At 70.6% G+C, this 16,630-nt stretch carries 17 protein-coding genes; 10 read left to right on the top strand and 7 right to left on the bottom strand.

The genetic code is table 11. The features are described 5' to 3' along the window. Positions 1-47 precede the first annotated feature (47 nt). Positions 48-842 (bottom strand): helix-turn-helix transcriptional regulator, encoded by a 795-nt coding sequence (locus LLS1_RS02845; protein ID WP_226653508.1) that lies wholly within the window; start codon positions 840-842, stop codon positions 48-50. A gap of 77 nt (positions 843-919) precedes the next feature. Between LLS1_RS02845 and ilvD the strand changes: the two genes are divergently transcribed. The 6 genes from ilvD to purL all read left to right on the top strand — a co-directional run bounded on the left by ilvD (position 920) and on the right by purL (position 7,552). Beyond that, a complete protein-coding gene (gene ilvD, locus LLS1_RS02840; RefSeq protein WP_226653507.1) occupies positions 920-2,785 on the top strand; it encodes a dihydroxy-acid dehydratase in 1,866 nt (621 codons plus the stop codon). 34 nt (positions 2,786-2,819) lie between these two features. Next, positions 2,820-3,278: a DUF3817 domain-containing protein gene (locus LLS1_RS02835; RefSeq protein ID WP_226653506.1), complete on the top strand. Its 459-nt coding sequence runs from the start codon at positions 2,820-2,822 to the stop codon at positions 3,276-3,278. A gap of 76 nt (positions 3,279-3,354) precedes the next feature. Beyond that, the gene (locus tag LLS1_RS02830; protein WP_226653505.1) at positions 3,355-3,537 is read left to right on the top strand and encodes a YegP family protein; all 183 of its coding nucleotides are present in this window, start codon (positions 3,355-3,357) and stop codon (positions 3,535-3,537) included. Positions 3,538-3,812: 275 nt separating this feature from the next. Continuing rightward, entirely contained in the window at positions 3,813-4,412 is a 600-nt protein-coding gene (locus LLS1_RS02825; protein WP_226653504.1) for an RNA polymerase sigma factor, read from the top strand. Continuing rightward, positions 4,409-5,179: a hypothetical protein gene (locus tag LLS1_RS02820; RefSeq protein WP_226653503.1), complete on the top strand. Its 771-nt coding sequence runs from the start codon at positions 4,409-4,411 to the stop codon at positions 5,177-5,179. Before LLS1_RS02825 ends, LLS1_RS02820 begins: the two co-directional genes overlap by 4 nt. Positions 5,180-5,233: 54 nt before the next feature. Then, positions 5,234-7,552, top strand: a complete 2,319-nt coding sequence (gene purL / locus LLS1_RS02815) for a phosphoribosylformylglycinamidine synthase subunit PurL (protein WP_226653502.1) — start codon at positions 5,234-5,236, stop codon at positions 7,550-7,552. A gap of 100 nt (positions 7,553-7,652) precedes the next feature. On the opposite strand, the gene LLS1_RS02810 is transcribed toward purL, so the two are convergent. Further along, entirely contained in the window at positions 7,653-8,567 is a 915-nt protein-coding gene (locus tag LLS1_RS02810; protein WP_226653501.1) for a DMT family transporter, read from the bottom strand. 196 nt (positions 8,568-8,763) lie between these two features. Here LLS1_RS02810 and LLS1_RS02805 point away from each other — a divergent pair, with 196 nt between their 5' ends. From LLS1_RS02805 to LLS1_RS02795, 3 genes are all read left to right on the top strand, one after another. Then, entirely contained in the window at positions 8,764-9,951 is a 1,188-nt protein-coding gene (locus LLS1_RS02805; RefSeq protein WP_223358270.1) for an LLM class flavin-dependent oxidoreductase, read from the top strand. 35 nt (positions 9,952-9,986) lie between these two features. Next, on the top strand, positions 9,987-10,679 hold the full coding sequence (locus LLS1_RS02800) for a CE1759 family FMN reductase (RefSeq protein WP_226653500.1): 693 nt from the start codon (positions 9,987-9,989) through the stop codon (positions 10,677-10,679). A 100-nt stretch (positions 10,680-10,779) separates the two neighbouring features. Then, entirely contained in the window at positions 10,780-12,273 is a 1,494-nt protein-coding gene (locus LLS1_RS02795; protein ID WP_226653499.1) for a glycosyltransferase, read from the top strand. 91 nt (positions 12,274-12,364) lie between these two features. Here LLS1_RS02795 and LLS1_RS02790 read toward each other — a convergent pair whose 3' ends face one another. Beyond that, positions 12,365-12,784, bottom strand: a complete 420-nt coding sequence (locus LLS1_RS02790; protein ID WP_226653498.1) for an organic hydroperoxide resistance protein — start codon at positions 12,782-12,784, stop codon at positions 12,365-12,367. 82 nt (positions 12,785-12,866) lie between these two features. Here LLS1_RS02790 and LLS1_RS02785 point away from each other — a divergent pair, with 82 nt between their 5' ends. Further along, the gene (locus LLS1_RS02785) at positions 12,867-13,163 is read left to right on the top strand and encodes a hypothetical protein (protein ID WP_226653497.1); all 297 of its coding nucleotides are present in this window, start codon (positions 12,867-12,869) and stop codon (positions 13,161-13,163) included. A 36-nt stretch (positions 13,164-13,199) separates the two neighbouring features. On the opposite strand, the gene LLS1_RS02780 is transcribed toward LLS1_RS02785, so the two are convergent. Genes LLS1_RS02780 through LLS1_RS02765 form a run of 4 tightly spaced genes read right to left on the bottom strand, consistent with a single transcriptional unit; the run spans position 13,200 to position 16,538 of the window. Continuing rightward, entirely contained in the window at positions 13,200-14,120 is a 921-nt protein-coding gene (locus LLS1_RS02780; RefSeq protein WP_226653496.1) for an SDR family NAD(P)-dependent oxidoreductase, read from the bottom strand. A gap of 5 nt (positions 14,121-14,125) precedes the next feature. After that, on the bottom strand, positions 14,126-14,437 hold the full coding sequence (locus tag LLS1_RS02775) for a chorismate mutase (RefSeq protein WP_223358276.1): 312 nt from the start codon (positions 14,435-14,437) through the stop codon (positions 14,126-14,128). Positions 14,438-14,490: 53 nt separating this feature from the next. Beyond that, positions 14,491-15,804 carry an FtsX-like permease family protein gene (locus LLS1_RS02770; protein ID WP_226653495.1) on the bottom strand — a complete coding sequence of 438 codons (1,314 nt, stop codon included), beginning with the start codon at positions 15,802-15,804 and terminating at the stop codon, positions 14,491-14,493. Then, positions 15,801-16,538: an ABC transporter ATP-binding protein gene (locus tag LLS1_RS02765; protein ID WP_223358278.1), complete on the bottom strand. Its 738-nt coding sequence runs from the start codon at positions 16,536-16,538 to the stop codon at positions 15,801-15,803. The genes LLS1_RS02770 and LLS1_RS02765 overlap by 4 nt, the downstream gene beginning before the upstream one ends. Positions 16,539-16,630: the final 92 nt, after the last annotated feature.

The raw sequence follows: 16,630 nt of genomic DNA, 5'->3' as shown, positions 1-16,630 counted from the left end.
CACCGAGGCGGCCGACTCTGGGCCGCCTCGCGCCCGGAGCGGCGATGTTACGCCAGCGGGGTGTAGATCACCAGGCGCAGCTCGGGGTGGTCGGTCGGGGTGAGCTGGTGGTGCTCGTACCGCGCGCTCACGCCGTCCGGGAGGCGGAACAAGCGCTCACGGGATGCGAACCCGCTGATGTCGTAGTGCTCCCACGCGGCGCGGAACTCCGGGCTCGCCGCACGCAACCGTTCCACGAGCGCCCGCACGCCCGGATCCCCGGCCCGCGCGCCGGTCTCCGCCCGGAACTCGGCGAGGAAGCGCGCGCTGGTCACATCCCAGTCCGGCAGCAGGTCGCGCACGGCGTCGTCCGTGTAGACCAGCCAGAGCAGATTGCGGTCTTCGGGAGGCACGGCACCGACCCGCGGGTACAGGCGCTCATAGGCCGCGTTCCAGCCCGCGATCCCCCAGTCGGGAGCGAGCGCGAACGCCGGATTCGGGTCGATCGCGTCGAGCAGGCGCTGCAGGTGGGGAGGCGCGTCCTCCACCGCGCGCGCCGCGACCGTCGGCGTCAGGCCGAACCCGGCGAGCGAGAGCACGAGCTCCTGCTCCGGCGGCGGGAGGCGGAGCGTGCGGGCGACCGCGTCGAGCACCGACCGCGACGGGTTGATCGGGCGCCCCTGTTCGAGCCACGTGTACCAGGTGACGCTGACGCCGGAGAGGTAGGCGACCTCCTCCCGCCGCAGGCCGCGGTCGCGCGTGCGCCCCACCGGTGGCAGGCCGTAGTCGGCGCGTGGCGCCTGCTCACGGCGGGAGCGCAGGAAGCGCCCGAGCTCACGGCGGCGGTCCTCGGTCTCCGGCATGGCGTCGATACTAGTGCTCCCACTACTAGGAGCGATGCTGACTTCCCCTCCCGCTCGGACGACCGAAGGATGGGGGTATGCCTCCGCTCCGTTCACGCACTGTCACGCACGGCCGCAACATGGCCGGCGCCCGCGCACTGCTGCGCGCCGCCGGCGTCGCCCGCGAAGACTTCGGCAAGCCGATCATCGCGGTCGCGAACAGCTTCACCGAGTTCGTCCCCGGCCACACGCACCTCCAGCCGGTCGGCCGCATCGTCTCGCAGGCCATCCACGACGCCGGCGGCATCGCCCGCGAGTTCAACACGATCGCGGTCGACGACGGCATCGCGATGGGCCACGGCGGGATGCTGTACTCGCTGCCCTCGCGCGAGCTGATCGCCGACTCGGTCGAGTACATGGTCAACGCGCACTGCGCCGATGCGATCGTCTGCGTCTCCAACTGCGACAAGATCACGCCGGGCATGCTGCTCGCGGCGCTGCGCCTCAACATCCCGGTCGTCTTCGTCTCCGGCGGCCCGATGGAGGGCGGCCGCACCACGCTCGTCGACGGGACCGTACGCACGCTCGATCTCATCTCGGCCATCGCCGACTCCGCGAACGACAGCGTGAGCGACACCGATCTGTTCCGCATCGAGGAGAACGCCTGCCCGACCTGCGGTTCGTGCTCCGGGATGTTCACCGCCAACTCGATGAACTTCCTCACGGAGGCGCTCGGCCTCGCGCTGCCCGGCAACGGCTCGACGCTGGCGACCCACACCGCGCGACGCGCTCTCTACGAGAAGGCCGGCGCGACCGCCGTCGAGCTCGCCCACCGCTACTACGACCAGGACGACGTGTCCGTGCTGCCGCGCTCGATCGCGACCAGCGCCGCCTTCGGCAACGCCATGGCCCTCGACATCGCGATGGGCGGGTCGACCAACACGATCCTCCATCTGCTGGCCGCCGCGCGCGAAGGCGGGATCGACTACGACCTGACCGACATCGACGCCCTCTCGCGTCGCGTGCCGTGCCTGTCGAAGGTCGCCCCCAACGGCGCCGCGCTGGTGGAGGACGTGCACCGTGCCGGAGGCGTCCCGGCCCTTCTCGGCGAGCTGGACCGCGCCGGCCTGCTCGATCGCGGCGTCCACAGCGTGCACGCCGCGACACTCGAGGACTGGCTGGCCGACTGGGACATCCGCGGCGGCTCCGCGACCCCCGAAGCGATCGAGCTGTTCCACGCGGCTCCCGGCGGGGTGCGCTCGTCGTCCGCTTTCTCGCAGTCCGAGCGCTGGCACGAGCTCGACCTCGACGCGTCGACCGGCGTGATTCGCGATGTGGCGCACGCGTACTCGAAGGACGGCGGCCTGGCCATCCTGCGCGGCAACCTCGCGCCGGACGGCGCCGTGGTGAAGACCGCCGGCGTGGACGAGAGCATCCTCACCTTCTCCGGACCCGCCGTCGTGGTGGACTCGCAGGAGGCCGCGGTCGAGGCGATCCTCGGCAAGCGCGTGAAGGAGGGCGACGTCGTCGTCATCCGCTACGAGGGGCCGCGCGGCGGTCCCGGGATGCAGGAGATGCTGTACCCGACGTCGTTCCTGAAGGGGCGCGGACTGGGCGCGAAGTGCGCGCTCATCACCGACGGCCGCTTCTCCGGCGGCACCTCCGGCCTGTCCATCGGGCATGTCTCCCCCGAAGCGGCGGCGGGCGGCCTGATCGCCCTCGTCGAGGACGGCGACATCATCAGCATCGACGTGCACACCCGCGCCCTGCGCCTCGATGTGCCGGACGCCGTGCTCGACGCCCGCCGCGATGCACTCGAGGCCGGCCGCGGCTACCGGCCCCTCGACCGCGACCGCCCGGTGTCGGCGGCGCTCCGCGCGTACGCGGCGATGGCGCTCTCCGCCGACAAGGGCGCCGCGCGCGACGTCGACCAGCTCGAGGAGCGCGTTCGTACTTTCGGGTGATTCGCCGGCGGCGGGGAGCGGCCAGGCTGGAGGGATGACTCCCCGCCTGCTCTACCGCATCCTCGCCGTCGCCGAGGCGATCACCTGGACCCTCCTCCTCGCGGGGATGCTGCTGAAGTACGCGGTCGGGGTCGGCGATTGGCCCGTCGCGGTGGCCGGCCCGATCCACGGCTTCGTGTTCATCGCCTACGCGATCACGGCCGCCCTCATCGGTGTCAACCAGCGCTGGCGACCGGGACTCATCGTGCTCGCCGTCGCGACCGCCGTCATCCCGTACGCCACCGTCCCGTTCGATCTCTGGGCCGACCGCACCGGCCGGCTCGACGGCGGCTGGCGCACGACGCCGACGGACGACCCGCGCGATCACACCTGGTTCGGGAGGCTGTTCCGCTGGATGCTGACCCACGTCGCCGTGCTGGCCACCTCCCTCGCGGTCCTCGCCGTCGTCATCATGGCGGCCCTGCTCGTGATCGGACCTCCGAAGCTGTCCTGAATCGGGACTCCCCGCGCGCCGCTCGACCCGCTACCGTGTCGCCTGTCCGCACCGATCATCGACGACGGAGGGCACCATGGCAGGCAGCTTCGAGCTCTACAAAGACAAGGCGGGCGAGTACCGCTTCCGGCTGAAGGCCGCGAACGGGGAGACGATCGCGACCTCCGAGGGCTACGCCAGCAAGTCCGGCGCGAAGAACGGCATCGAGTCCGTGCAGCGCAACGCCCCGACCGCGGAGATCGTGGAGCTCGACACCTGACGCTGGGCGCCGCGCGGGCGCGTGGCGCCCGCTAGTCCGCGCGCTTCCGCGATTTCGGCGACTTCGGCGAACATGGCGCCGTTGACGAACGCCGCGACGTTCCCGAACATCGGCCTGACGGTGACGCCGGGCGCCTCGGGGACGACCGAGCGGAACAACGCCAGTGTCTCCTGCGACGGCCGTGGCACAGGCATGGCGGGCCTCCTCGAGCGTCAAGGTAATGCGACGGGAGGCCGTTCGGGAACCACGCGCGGGGTTTCGGACACTATAAGAATGTGAGGGGATTCCTGCTCGACGAGCCCGCAGTGCTCGATCGCATCCATGACGGCGACGCCGACGCGTTCGGCGCGCTGTTCGATCTGCACCACGACCGCGTGTTCCGGCAGGCCCTGCGGCTGACGTCGTCGGTGCACGACGCCGAAGACGTCACTGCGATCGTCTTCCTGGAGGCATGGCGGCGACGCGATGCGATGCGCGTGGTCAACGGGTCGGTCATCGGCTGGCTGCTCGTGACGGCGAACAACGTGCACCGCAACCATCTGCGCTCATCGCGACGCTACCGGGAGGCGCTCGGCACCCTCCCCGCACCCGAGAACACCCCCGACCATTCCGGGGTGGTTGACGACCGGCTCGACACCGACGCGCGCCGCGCTTCCGTGCGCGCCGCGCTCGCCCGCCTCCCGAAGCGCGACCAGGACATCATCACGCTCTGCGTGTTCGAGGAGCTGAGCACGACGGACGCCGCCGAGGCCCTCGGGGTCGCCCCCGGGACGGTGAAATCCCGTCTGTCCCGCGCCAAGTCGCGCCTCGCAGAGCTGCTCGGCGAGAACGGCGCCACCGATACGAACGACCGGAAGAACGGAGGAGAGCGATGACCGAGCCCACCTTCGACCCACGCCGCAAGGCGGCGATCCGCGACCTCATCGTGACCACGGCCGCCACGCAGCGCGCCGGCCGCGGCCGCAAGCGCACGGCATTCGTGGTGACCCTCGTGCTCCTGGCCGTCGGCATCTCCGGTGGCGGCGTGGCCTACGCGCTCAGCACCGGCCTCCTCGACCCGGTGCCCGTGGCAAGCCCCACCCCGACCCTCGTGCCGACCCCGACTCCGACCGAGACGCCCACCCCCACCCCGACACCCACCCCCACGTCAACGCTCGATCCGGCCGACCCCGCCACCTGGACGATCGGATTCGACGGTGTCGGGCCGGTGAAGCTCGGCTTGCCCCTGACGGAAGTGAACGGCGTCACACCCACGATGTCCGACGAGACGTACGACATCTGCCGCCCGGCCCAGCTGGATCTCGTCGCGCCGGACGGCCTGTCACTCACCGCGTTCGAGACCACCGCGAGCGGCGATCAGGTTGGCAACATCCATGTCGGCTTCAATTTCGATGTCGGCGGAGACAAGACCCTGGCGACACCGCGTACGGACCGCGGTATTGGAATCGGCTCGACGACCGCGGAGCTTCTCGCGGCGTATCCAGGGATCCCGTTGACCGGATCGTACGGTGACGTCGCCAACTACTACGGCATCGACGGGGGTCACGGCACCTGGATCGTGTTCGGCACGCTCCACGACAAGGTGAATGCGATCACCGTCGGCCCGTCGTCCACGATCCCCTCCGAATACTGTCCCGCCTAACGCCGGTAGACTGGCCTCCATCCCCCGCTTCCGCCTGCAGCCTGGAGTGCCCGCGTGACCGAGACCACCGCCCAGCACGTCGTCGACACCGTCGCGAACGCGATCGAGACTCCCGAGAAGGAGCAGCCGTTCGCGGCCCTCGGCCTCAAGGAGGACGAGTACGCCAAGATCCGCGAGATCCTCGGCCGCCGCCCCACCAGCGGCGAGCTGGCGATGTACTCGGTGATGTGGTCGGAGCACTGCTCCTACAAGTCGTCGAAGATCTATCTGCGCCAGTTCGGCCAGAAGGTCTCCCCCGCCATGAAGAAGAATCTCATGGTCGGTATGGGCGAGAACGCCGGCGTGGTCGACGTGGGCGAGGGCTGGGCGGTCACCTTCAAGGTCGAGTCGCACAACCACCCCTCCTACATCGAGCCGTTCCAGGGCGCCGCGACCGGAGTCGGCGGCATCGTGCGCGACATCATCTCGATGGGCGCGCGCCCGGTCGCCGTGATGGACCAGCTGCGCTTCGGCGCGATCGACGAGACGGACACCGCCCGCGTGGTGCACGGCGTCGTCTCCGGCATCTCGTTCTACGGCAACTGCCTCGGCCTGCCGAACATCGGCGGCGAGACCTACTTCGACCCGATCTACCAGGGCAACCCGTTGGTCAACGCGCTCTCGGTCGGCGTGCTGCGCCACGAGGACCTCCACCTCGCCAACGCGTCCGGCGCCGGCAACAAGGTCGTGCTCTTCGGCGCCCGCACCGGCGGCGACGGGATCGGCGGCGCCAGCATCCTCGCGTCCGACACGTTCTCCGCCGGCGGTCCGACCAAGCGGCCGGCCGTGCAGGTCGGCGACCCGTTCGCCGAGAAGGTGCTCATCGAGTGCTGCCTGGAGCTGTTCCGCGACAAGCTCGTCGAGGGCATCCAGGACCTCGGTGCGGCCGGCATCTCCTGTGCGACCAGCGAGCTCGCCTCCAACGGCGACGGCGGCATGTACGTCGAGCTCGACAAGGTCCTGCTGCGCGATCCGTCGCTCACCGCCGAGGAGATCCTCATGTCGGAGAGCCAGGAGCGCATGATGGCGGTCGTCAAGCCCGAGCTGCTCGACGCCTTCCTCGCCGTCACCGCCAAGTGGGATGTCGAGACCAGCGTGCTGGGCGAGGTCACCGAGACCGGCCGCCTGGTCATCAACTGGAAGGGCGAGGAGATCGTCAACGTCGACCCGCGCACCGTCGCCGTCGACGGACCGGTCTACGAGCGCCCCGTCGCCTACCCGGCCTGGATCGACGCACTGCAGGCCGACTCGGCCTCCCGCCTCCCGCGCCCGCAGGACGGCGACGCCCTCCGTGAGCAGGTGCTGGCGCTGCTCGGCTCCGCCAACCTGGCCGACAAGGGCTGGATCACCGACCAGTACGACTACTTCGTCGGCGGCAACACCGCGCTCGCCTTCCCCGACGACGCCGGTATGGTCCGCGTCGACGAGGAGAGCGGCCTCGGCTTCGCCATCGCGACCGACGCGAACGGCCGCTACTGCCAGCTCGACCCGAAGGAGGGCGCCAAGCTCGCCCTCGCCGAGGCCTACCGCAACGTCGCCGCGTCCGGCGCCGTGCCCGCCGCGGTCACCGACTGCCTCAACTTCGGCAGCCCGGAGAACCCGGAGGTCATGTGGCAGTTCTCGCAGGCCGTCGAGGGCCTGTCCGACGCCTGCCTCGAGCTCGAGATCCCGGTCACCGGCGGCAACGTCTCCTTCTACAACCAGACCGGCGACGTCCCCATCTTCCCGACCCCGGTCGTCGGCGTCCTCGGCGTGATCGACGACGTCGCGCGCCGCATCCCCGCCGGATGGCAGGACGAGGGCGAGAACATCTACCTGCTGGGCATCACCCGCGAGGAGCTCGACGGCTCGGCCTGGGCCGGCACCGTGCACGGCCACCTCGGCGGACGCCCGCCCGCGGTCGACCTCGCCGCCGAGCGCACGCTCGCCGAGACGCTGCACGCCGCGTCGGTGGAGGGGCTCGTCTCCTCCGCGCACGACCTCGCCGACGGCGGCCTCGCGCAGGCCCTCGCCGAGAGCGTCATGCGCTTCGGCGTCGGTGCCCGCGTCTGGCTGGGCGAGATCGCCGAGCGCGATGGCGTGGATGCGGCGACCGCACTGTTCAGCGAGTCCACCGCGCGCGTGATCGTCTCCGTGCCGCGCGAGGACGACGTGAAGTTCCGCGGGCTCTGCGAGGGCCGCGGCGTGCCGCTCCTGCGCATCGGCGTCACGGACGCCGAGGTGGGCACTCAGCCCGTGCTCGAGGTGCAGGACCAGTTCACGATCGGCCTGGAGGAGCTGCGCGCGACGCACCGCTCCACCCTCCCCGAGCGTTTCGGCCCGGTCGTCGCCTGACGTCCCCCGGCCTCTGAGCAGCGGGGTCGCACTCTGTCGCTCTGGAGCCTCCGGAGCGACAGGATGCGACCCCGCTGTTCACGTTCGGTCACACGAATCCCTACGCGTTGCGCTGACCGGCCAGTTCGGCCTGCCTGCGCGAGAAGATGCGCACTCGCTGCTGCGTGAGCAGGATTCCGGCGAGCACGATCAGCGCGCCGACGGGCTCGTTCCAGCTGAGGTGCTCCCCGAGCACGAGGATGCCCAGTGCGACGCCGACGACGGGTGTCACGTAGGTCACGCCCGAGGTGGCCGTCGGTCCCCACGCGCGCAGCACATTCATGTTCCAGATGTAGACGACGCCGGTGCCCAGCATCCCGAGGGCCAGCAGGCTGAGCAGCACCGGCCAGCTGAACTCGACCGGTCCCCACGCGACGACGGGCGTCAGGAGGACCATGATGACCGCGGCGATCCCGATGTTGAGGAACGCCGTCGTCGTGGCGGAGATGGCCCGGTGGCTGATGAACCGTCGGATGTAGCCGAAGCTGAAGCCGTAGCAGGTGACCGCGGCCAGGCACGCGAGCTGGCCCCACAGGCTGCCGCTGAGCGCGGCGACGGTCCACGGGCCGACGACCACCACGACCCCGACCACGCCGATCGCGACGCCGAGCACCTGGTCGCGGTTGAGCTTCTCCACACGGAAGGCGGCGGTCGCCAGGATGGCGGTGGTGATCGGCGTGACCGCGTTGTAGATGCTGGCCAGACTGGACGACACATACTGCTCCGCCCAGGCGAAGAGCAGGAACGGGACCACGCAGTAGGTGATCGCGACCACCGTGAAGTGCAGCCAGACGATCGGCTCCCGCGGCAGCCGGCTCCGCGCGACGAGCACGATGACTCCGAGCGTGATCGCTCCGAACACGAGCCGCGCCCAGGCGACCTGGCCGAAGGAGACGCCCTCGAGCGCGACCTTCATGAACAGGAAGCTGGCGCCCCAGATGAGCCCCATGGCGACGAACTGCAGAGCGACCTTCACGAAAGCGACAGTAGCGAATGCCGCCGACGCCGGCTCGCGGGAATCGGACGCGGCGTCGCACTCTGTCCGCAGCTTTTCGAAAGCTGGCCGGATCTCCCTTCTGGAGGCCAGACTGGGGGTCGGGAATACTTCGGCAGCCTCCGCGTTATATGCGTTTGCATAGAAACGGCGAGACGAAACCCACAAGGAGCCAGCCATGCAGTACGGACTCTTCTCCGTCAGCGACATCACCCGTGACCCGGTCTCGGGCCACACCCCGAGCGAGGCCGAGCGGATCGACGCGATCGTGAAGATCGCGACCCACGCGGAGGAGGTCGGGCTCGACGTGTTCGCGATCGGCGAGCACCACAACCCGCCGTTCTTCTCCTCGTCGCCCACGACCCTGCTCTCGCACATCGCGGCCCTGACGAAGACCCTGACGGTCACCACCTCCACGACCCTCATCACCACGAACGACCCGGTGCGCATCGCCGAGGAGTACGCGATGCTGCAGCACCTCTCCAAGGGCCGCATGGACCTGATGCTCGGCCGTGGCAACACCGGCCCGGTGTACCCGTGGTTCGGCAAGGACATCCGCCAGAGCCTGCCCCTCGCGCTCGAGAACTACAACCTCCTGCACCGCCTGTGGCGAGAGGATGTCGTGGACTGGGAGGGACGGTTCCGCACTCCGCTGCAGGGCTTCACCTCCACCCCGCGCCCGCTCGACGACGTGCCGCCGTTCGTCTGGCACGGCAGCATCCGCACCCCTGAGATCGCCGAGCAGGCCGCGTACTACGGCGACGGCTTCTTCGCGAACAACATCTTCTGGCCCAAGGAGCACTACCAGCGGCTGATCGCCTTCTACCGCGAGCGCTTCGAGCACTACGGCCACGGGACCGCGAAGGAGGCGATCGTCGGCCTCGGCGGCCAGGCCTTCATCGCGAAGAACTCGCAGGACGCCAAGGACCAGTTCCGCCCCTACTTCAACGAGGCGCCCGTCTACGGCAACGGCCCGACCATGGAGGAGTTCACCGAGGCGACGCCGCTGACCGTCGGCAGCCCGCAGGAGGTCATCGACAAGACGCTGACCTTCCGCGAGTGGGCGGGCGACTACCAGCGCCAGCTGTTCCTGATGGACCACGCCGGCCTGCCGCTCAGCACCGTGCTCAAGCAGCTCGACCTGCTGGGCGAGGAGGTCATCCCCGTGCTCCGCAAGGAGACCGAGGCCCGCAAGGACCCGGAGGCCCCCGAGGCCCCGACCCACGCCTCCCTGGTGGCCGCGAAGTACGGCGACGCCGAGCCGCGCCAGCCGCGCCCGAACGCGAACCGCGGCGACAACGTGACCGGCGCCTCCCCCTACCAAGACACCGAAGAGCAGTTCCAGGCCACCTTCCCCTCCCTCTGAGGGGCGAGGCGGACCGGAACCGAGAGAAGGACATGATGACGAACAGCGAGCAGCGCCCGTTCCTCGTGGTGGTGGTCAACGCCGGCGTGAGCGACCCGTCGTCCACCAAGATGCTGGCGGACCGGCTGGCCCTGCGGGTGGAGGCCGCCGCCCAGCGTGACGGCCGCACCGTGGAGACGCAGCACCTCGACCTGCGCGAGCTGCTGCCCGAGCTGCCGGCGGCACTCGCCTCCGGTCACCTCGGACCGAAGTTCACGAAGGCGGTCGAGGCACTGAAGGCGGCGGATGGCATCATCGCAACGGCACCCGTCTACAAGGCGGGCCCGAGCGGGCTGTTCAGCTCGTTCTTCCAGGTGCTGGACAACGACCTCCTGATCGCGAAGCCCGTGGTGCTCGGCGCGACCGCCGGCACCGCCCGGCACGCGCTCGTCGTCGACGAGCAGATGCGCTCGATGTTCGCCTTCCTCCGCACGATGACCACGCCCACATCGGTGTTCGCGTCGACGGAGGACTGGCAGGACAAGTCGCTCGGCAAGCGCATCGACCGGGCCGCGCGCGAGCTGGTCGTGCTCATGGAGAGCGAGGTGGAGGCCAAGATCACCGATGCCTCGTGGGATCACTACCAGCACGAGTTCGGCTCGGCGGGCGGCAACGAGCTCGGGATCGACCTGGACTCCGACCTCATGAAGCTGGCGGCCGGCGGCACGCTCGGAGCACCCCGCTCCTAGCCCCTGTACAGAAGCGGGCCCCCTCCACAGGCGGGGGCCCGCTTCTGTCCGCTCCGCATGCCCCGCTGTAGGGTTGCGGGTAGACGAGGGGAGTTTCCGGGTGGATGTATTGAGCGTCCTGCAGTGGATCGGCGTCGTCGTCTGCCTGATCCTGGCGCTGACGGGATTCATCCCCGTGATCGCAGCCGCGGCCACGTTCTTCGTCATCCCGTTCCACGCGTGGTTCAACCACTACAAGAAGGCCGCCCCCTTCCTGCCGCGAGTCGCGATCGTCGTGCCGGCCTGGAACGAGGGCGCCGTGATCGGCGCCTCCATCGACCGTCTCATGAAGCTCGACTACCCGAAGGAGGCGCTGCGCATCTACGTGGTCGACGATGCCTCCACCGACGACACCCCCGACGTCGTGCGCAGCCGCGAGGCCCAGTACCCGGGCAACGTGTTCCTGCTCCGGCGCGACCAGGGCGGGCAAGGCAAGGCGCACACGCTCAACCACGGGATCAGCCGCATCCTCGACGAGGACTGGATGGAGGCGCTCCTGGTGATGGACGCCGACGTCATCTACCTCCCCGACTCCCTGCGCCGCATGACCCGGCACCTCGCCGACCCCGAGGTGGGCGCCGTCTCCGCGTACATCCGCGAGGGCAGCACCCAGGGCCGCAACTACCTCACCAAGTTCATCGGCGTCGAATACGTGCTGTCGCAGCCCGCCGCGCGCCGGGCTCAGAACGTGCTCGGCGCCCAGGCGTGCCTCGCGGGCGGCGCGCAGCTGCACTCGCGCGAGAACCTCGTGGCTATCGGCGGCCGCATCGACACCTCCTCACTCGCCGAGGACACCATCACCACGTTCGAGACGCAGCTCAAGGGGCGCAAAGTGGTCTTCGAGCCGCACGCGCACGTGCTCGCCGAGGAGCCGAGCCGGGTCGACGCACTGTGGAAGCAGCGGCTGCGCTGGGCGCGCGGCAACGTGACCGTGACCGCCCGCTACTCGAAGGTCTGGTTCCGCCCGTCGAAGGTGCACCACCTCGGCGCCTGGACCTTCGGGATCGTCTGGTTCAGCCTGTGGCTGCTGCCCCTCATCATGATCCTGTCGGCGATCGGGCTCGCCGGGCTGCTGTTCCTGCAGTTCCCGTTCGCGACGGGGGTGTTCCGGGCACTGTGGATCAGCGCCGCGCTCGCGTACCTCTTCGTGCTGATACTCGGATCGCAGACCGACAGCCGCACCTCCCTGCACGCGCTCGGCCATGTCCTCTTGTTCCCGGGGATCATCAACATGCTGGTCATGGTCACCGCTCTGTTCCCGACGCTCATGCTGGTGTGGCTGCCCGGCGCGTTCGGTGCAAAACTAAGCGACTCGACCGTCTTCGTCCTCACCCTCCTGATCTACATCTGGATCCCGTTCTCGATGCTCGTCGCGTGGCTCGCGCGCGTGGTCGAGAAGCGCAGGCCGCTCCGCTGGCTGGCCCCCATCCTCATCTACCTCGCCGGGTACGGCTCGCTGCTGTGCGCCATCACGTTCGACTCCTACTTCAAGGAGCTCGCGGGCGCTGAGGCCCGCTGGGACAAGACGGAGAAGGTCGGCCGCGTCACCGTCTGACCGCCCCGCCGAAGTTCACGTTGTGGTCACCACAAGCGCGAAATAAGCGCAACGACGTGAACTTCGGCGGGCGGCGGCGGCGAACGGTCCGTCAGTCGACGATGGTGATCGTGACGGGGATGTTGCCACGGGTGGCGTTGGAGTACGGGCACACGTGGTGGGCCTTCTCCCCGAGCTGCTCGGCGACCTCGCGGCTCACGTTCGGCACGTAGACGTCGAGCTCGACCTCCAGGCCGTAGCCGCCCTCCCCGTTGGGGCCGATGCCGACGCTGGCCGAGACGCCCGCGTCGGTGGTGTTCTGCTTCTCGGCGCGGCCGACGGCGTGCAGGGCGCTGAGGAAGCAGGCGGCGAAGCCGGCGGCGAAGAGCTGCTCGGGGTTGGTGCCCTCGCCGGAGCCGCCGAGCTCACGCGGCGGGCGGGTGTCGAGATCGATCAGGTCGTCCTCGCTGCGGACGTGTCCGTCGCGTCCGCCTCCGGAGGCGTGGGCGATGGCGGTGTATGCGATTTCCATGAGCTCAGCCCACTCCTCCCGTCTGAACGGCGACTGGGAGCCGCGTGAACAGTGCGGGTGTATAAGGCGCTAGCGTGGAGACATGAAGGTCCGCGGAATGGTGCAGAGCAGCGAGACCAGCGACCTCACGGCCGAGGCGGACGACGCCGAGACCGCGCGGGCGCTGGTCGAGGAGCAGGTCCCCGAGGGCTACGAGCTTCTCCAGGTGCACAACGCGATGCCGCGCGGCGGCCGGGTCATCGCCACAGCGAAGATCCGCCTCGCCGCCGTGAGCGAGATCGAGGCGGACGGCGCGGACTACGCGTCCGCGCGGGACGCGCTCCGAGCGGCGGTGCCCGACGGTCAGCGGTTGCTGTCGATCACCATCGTCGGCGAGTAGCCGCCACCGCGCGTCAGCGCGGAGCCTCCACCGCCCTCAGCCGAGCCCCAGTTCCACACCGGCGGCCTGCTCCAACAGGGGCCACAGCCGGGTGCCCACCCGCGGCGAGCGGGATTCGCGCGTGGGATGCGCGTGGGTCGGGATGCCCTTCGTACGGCCGACCGGTCCGAGGTAGTCCTCGCCGGTGAGCTGCGGATCGAGCACGGCCCGCACCGGCGCCCAGGCGCCGTGATCCTTGCCCTGCGTCCACGCCGCCTGCAGGTTGTCGACGAACCGCGTGGCGCGGCTCGGCTGATTGACCCCGCGGATGCCCGGCGTGCGGCCGGAGGTCGAGTATCCGGGATGGACAACCAGGCTGGTCACGTCGCTGCCGGATGCCCGCAGCCTCCGGTCCAGCTCGAAGCCGAAGGCCTGCCCGGCGATCTTCGAGCCGGCGTACGCCCGCCATGAAGTGTAGGAGCGCTCCAGCTGGAGGTCGTCCAGCCGGAGGCGGCCCAAGCGGGTGGCGAGCGACCCGAGCGAGACGATGCGCGCTCCGCCCGTGCGCTGCAGAGCCGAGAGCACGCCCGCCACGAGGCGGACGTGGCCGATCACGTTGGTGGAGAGCACGAGTTCGTTGCCGACCGCATCGGTCTGCCGCTCCCGGGGCGGGTGCACGATGCCGGCGTTCAGGACCAGCGCATCCACCCGCTCCCGCTCGCGCAGCTGCTCGGCGGCCGCGTCGATCGAGCCGCGGTCGGTCAGATCGAGAGGCATGGCCTCCACGCGGGAGCCCGGCACGCGGCGCCGGATGGCGGAGACGGCGGCCTCCGCGCGCTCGGGGTCACGGCAGGCGAGCACGACCCGCGCTCCGGCCCTGGCCAGTTGCTCGCCCGTGAAGTACCCGACGCCGGCGTTGCCGCCGGTGATGACGATGGTGCGGCCGAGGGCGTCCGGCAGCGCTGTCGGATCCCACACCACGGTCAGCGGCCGTTCTCGGTCGCGATGCGCTCGTGGTGGTGGATGACCTCGGCGATGATGAAGCCCAGGAACTTCTCCGCGAACGCCGGGTCGAGGTGGCTCTCCTCCGCAAGGGCGCGCAGCCTCTGGATCTGCTCGCGCTCACGTTCCGGGTCGGCCGGGGGGAGCCCGTGCTCGGCCTTCAGCGCGCCGACCTGCTGGGTGAACTTGAAGCGTTCCGCCAGCATGTGGATGACCGCCGCGTCGATGTTGTCGATGCTCTGCCGGATGCTGCGCAGCCGCTCGACGGCCGCGTCGGACTCTGTGTCACCCATGCTCCGACCCTACCGGTTCGCGGGCTGAGACCGAGCGCGCCCCACGACTCCGCTCAGAGACTCGGCGACGGCTCGGCGAGCACCCGGGTGAGCACGGGCCGGGTCGCGAGGAGAGCAAGCCAGACCAGCGCGAAACCCGCGGCGAGGCACCCGACGATCACCGCGATGCTCGCGGGTGCGATCAGCAGGCTGAGGCCGGCGAGCGGGAAGACCACGACCCCGGCGACGAGCGCGGAGCCCACCGTCGTGATGCGCAGCGGCGACAGCACCGCGCGGCCGCGGGCGGCGTTCATCTCGCTCACCGGCATCCCGAGCCGGTCGAGGCTCACGTAGAGGTCCCGTCGGTCGAGGATGGCCGCCGCCTGGTTGACGCCCGCCGAGCACGCGACCATGAGGAAGGACGCGATCACGGTGATGAGGACGCCCGTGCGCACATCCGTCGCGAGCTGGAGCGTCTCGGGATCCGCGTCGCCGACGGAGCCGAGCAGGGCGACGCCGACCCCCGCGAACACCGCCATGAAGCTCGTCATCGCGACGCCGGAGACCTGCCGCCACGCCGCCTTCGGCGACTCCAGCACGGTGCGGGCGGCGAGGAGGCGGCGCGGGGTTCGCGCGCGGCGGGCCTGGCGCGTGGCGAGCAGGCGCAGCGCCCACGGGCCGACCAGGTTGAGCACCGCGATCGTCCCGCCGAAGCCGGCGCCGAGCACGGCGATGATGATCGCCATGCCGTCCAGCGCGCCGAGAGCGCTCATCGCGGCGTACACCGCAGCGACGACGGCGACCGCGATCACGGCACGCAGCCAGTGCATGCGCGGTGCGTCCTGCCGGGTGCGCACGCCGAGGGGCGAGAGCACCACCTGCCGCAGGCCGACCACGGCGCTGAGCGCGGCCAGCACGCCGACGCCCGCGACGGCGAGCGCGATCCAGCCCGGGGCGAGCAGCACGGACATCCCGAGCGGCTCGCCGCGGAACGGGATGAGCCCGACGAGCGGTGCGGTGACCAGCGCGAGCACCACGCCGACGAGCGCACCGGCCACGGCGAGCACGGTCGACTCGATGACGGTCAGCGCCGCGACGGTGGCGGTCGTCGCGCCGAGCAGGCGGAGACCGGCGAGGCGGTCGTCGCGGCGACGCGCGGAGAGGCGGGCCGCCGAGCCGCCCAGCGCGATCAGCGGGACGACCAGCAGGGCGAGCGCGATGACCGCGAGCGCCAGATAGAGCGGGTCGGACAGGAAGGTCTGCGCGCCGCCCGCGACGATCAGCAGCAACGCCGTCACCACGGCGAAGGCGATGATGGGCAGCAGGATGGTGGAGCGGTCCGTGGCGCCGCGGCGGGCGAACAGCCACGCGAGGCGGAGGGTGGTCATCGGGATCCCTCCGTAGGCGTGCGCACCTCGTCGACGATGCGACCGTCCGCCAGCCGCAGCACCCGCGAGCACCGGGCCGCCACCTCGTCGTCGTGCGTGACGACGACGAGGCTGCGCCCCCGGCCGGTCGTGGAGCCGATGAGCGCATCCATCACCTCGGCGGAGGTGCGGGAGTCGAGCGCGCCGGTCGGCTCGTCGGCGAACACGACGGCGGCACCGCCCACCTGGGAGCGCGCGATCGCGACGCGCTGCGCCTGACCGCCGGACAGCTGGCCGATCCGACGCTGCTCGAGGCCCGCCAACCCCAGGGCGGCGAGCCAGTTAGCGGCGTTCTGCTCGGCGCCGGCGCGCGGGACCCCGGCGAGCATGAGCGGGAGGGCGACGTTCTCGATCGCCGTGAGCTCGGGCAGCAGCAGCCCCTGCTGGAAGACGAAGCCGAACGCCTCGCGCCGCAGCCGGGAACGCTCGGCGTCGCCCAGGCCCGTCACCTGGAGCGGTCCGTGCGGGGTGGAGAGCACCACCGATCCCGCGTCCGGCCGTACGATGCCGGCGAGGCAGTGCAGCAGGGTGGTCTTGCCCGAACCGGACGCCCCCATGATCGCGACGGACTCGCCGAATGCGATGGCGACGTCGACTCCGGCGAGCGCGATGGCGGAGCCGTACGACTTGGTGAGGCCCGCGGCGCTGAGCGCGGGCGAGGAGGCCGGAGGGGAGGCGGAGGGCGATGCGGTCATGTCTCCATGCTCGTCAGCGTGCGGCGGATGCGCATCGGACGACGGCGTCATCCCGGTCGATGGAGGTCATCCTCGCGATGGAGGAGGAGGTC

Origin of the sequence: Leifsonia sp. LS1, from assembly GCF_020521355.1 — a bacterium.
In the GTDB taxonomy this organism is placed as follows: domain Bacteria; phylum Actinomycetota; class Actinomycetes; order Actinomycetales; family Microbacteriaceae; genus Leifsonia.
Note: the sequence above shows the minus strand (reverse complement) of the source record. Positions and strands in the feature narration are given on the sequence as shown.

Coding starts and splice junctions, on each gene's coding strand:
- LLS1_RS02805 (WP_223358270.1), top strand. CDS start 8,764: ATGCAGTACGGACTCTTCTCCGTCAGCGACATCACCCGTGACCCGGTC.
- LLS1_RS02820 (WP_226653503.1), top strand. CDS start 4,409: ATGACCGAGCCCACCTTCGACCCACGCCGCAAGGCGGCGATCCGCGAC.
- LLS1_RS02775 (WP_223358276.1), bottom strand. CDS start 14,437: ATGGGTGACACAGAGTCCGACGCGGCCGTCGAGCGGCTGCGCAGCATC.
- LLS1_RS02830 (WP_226653505.1), top strand. CDS start 3,355: ATGGCAGGCAGCTTCGAGCTCTACAAAGACAAGGCGGGCGAGTACCGC.
- LLS1_RS02790 (WP_226653498.1), bottom strand. CDS start 12,784: ATGGAAATCGCATACACCGCCATCGCCCACGCCTCCGGAGGCGGACGC.
- LLS1_RS02835 (WP_226653506.1), top strand. CDS start 2,820: ATGACTCCCCGCCTGCTCTACCGCATCCTCGCCGTCGCCGAGGCGATC.
- LLS1_RS02770 (WP_226653495.1), bottom strand. CDS start 15,804: ATGACCACCCTCCGCCTCGCGTGGCTGTTCGCCCGCCGCGGCGCCACG.
- ilvD (WP_226653507.1), top strand. CDS start 920: ATGCCTCCGCTCCGTTCACGCACTGTCACGCACGGCCGCAACATGGCC.
- LLS1_RS02800 (WP_226653500.1), top strand. CDS start 9,987: ATGACGAACAGCGAGCAGCGCCCGTTCCTCGTGGTGGTGGTCAACGCC.
- LLS1_RS02765 (WP_223358278.1), bottom strand. CDS start 16,538: ATGACCGCATCGCCCTCCGCCTCCCCTCCGGCCTCCTCGCCCGCGCTC.
- LLS1_RS02785 (WP_226653497.1), top strand. CDS start 12,867: ATGAAGGTCCGCGGAATGGTGCAGAGCAGCGAGACCAGCGACCTCACG.
- LLS1_RS02845 (WP_226653508.1), bottom strand. CDS start 842: ATGCCGGAGACCGAGGACCGCCGCCGTGAGCTCGGGCGCTTCCTGCGC.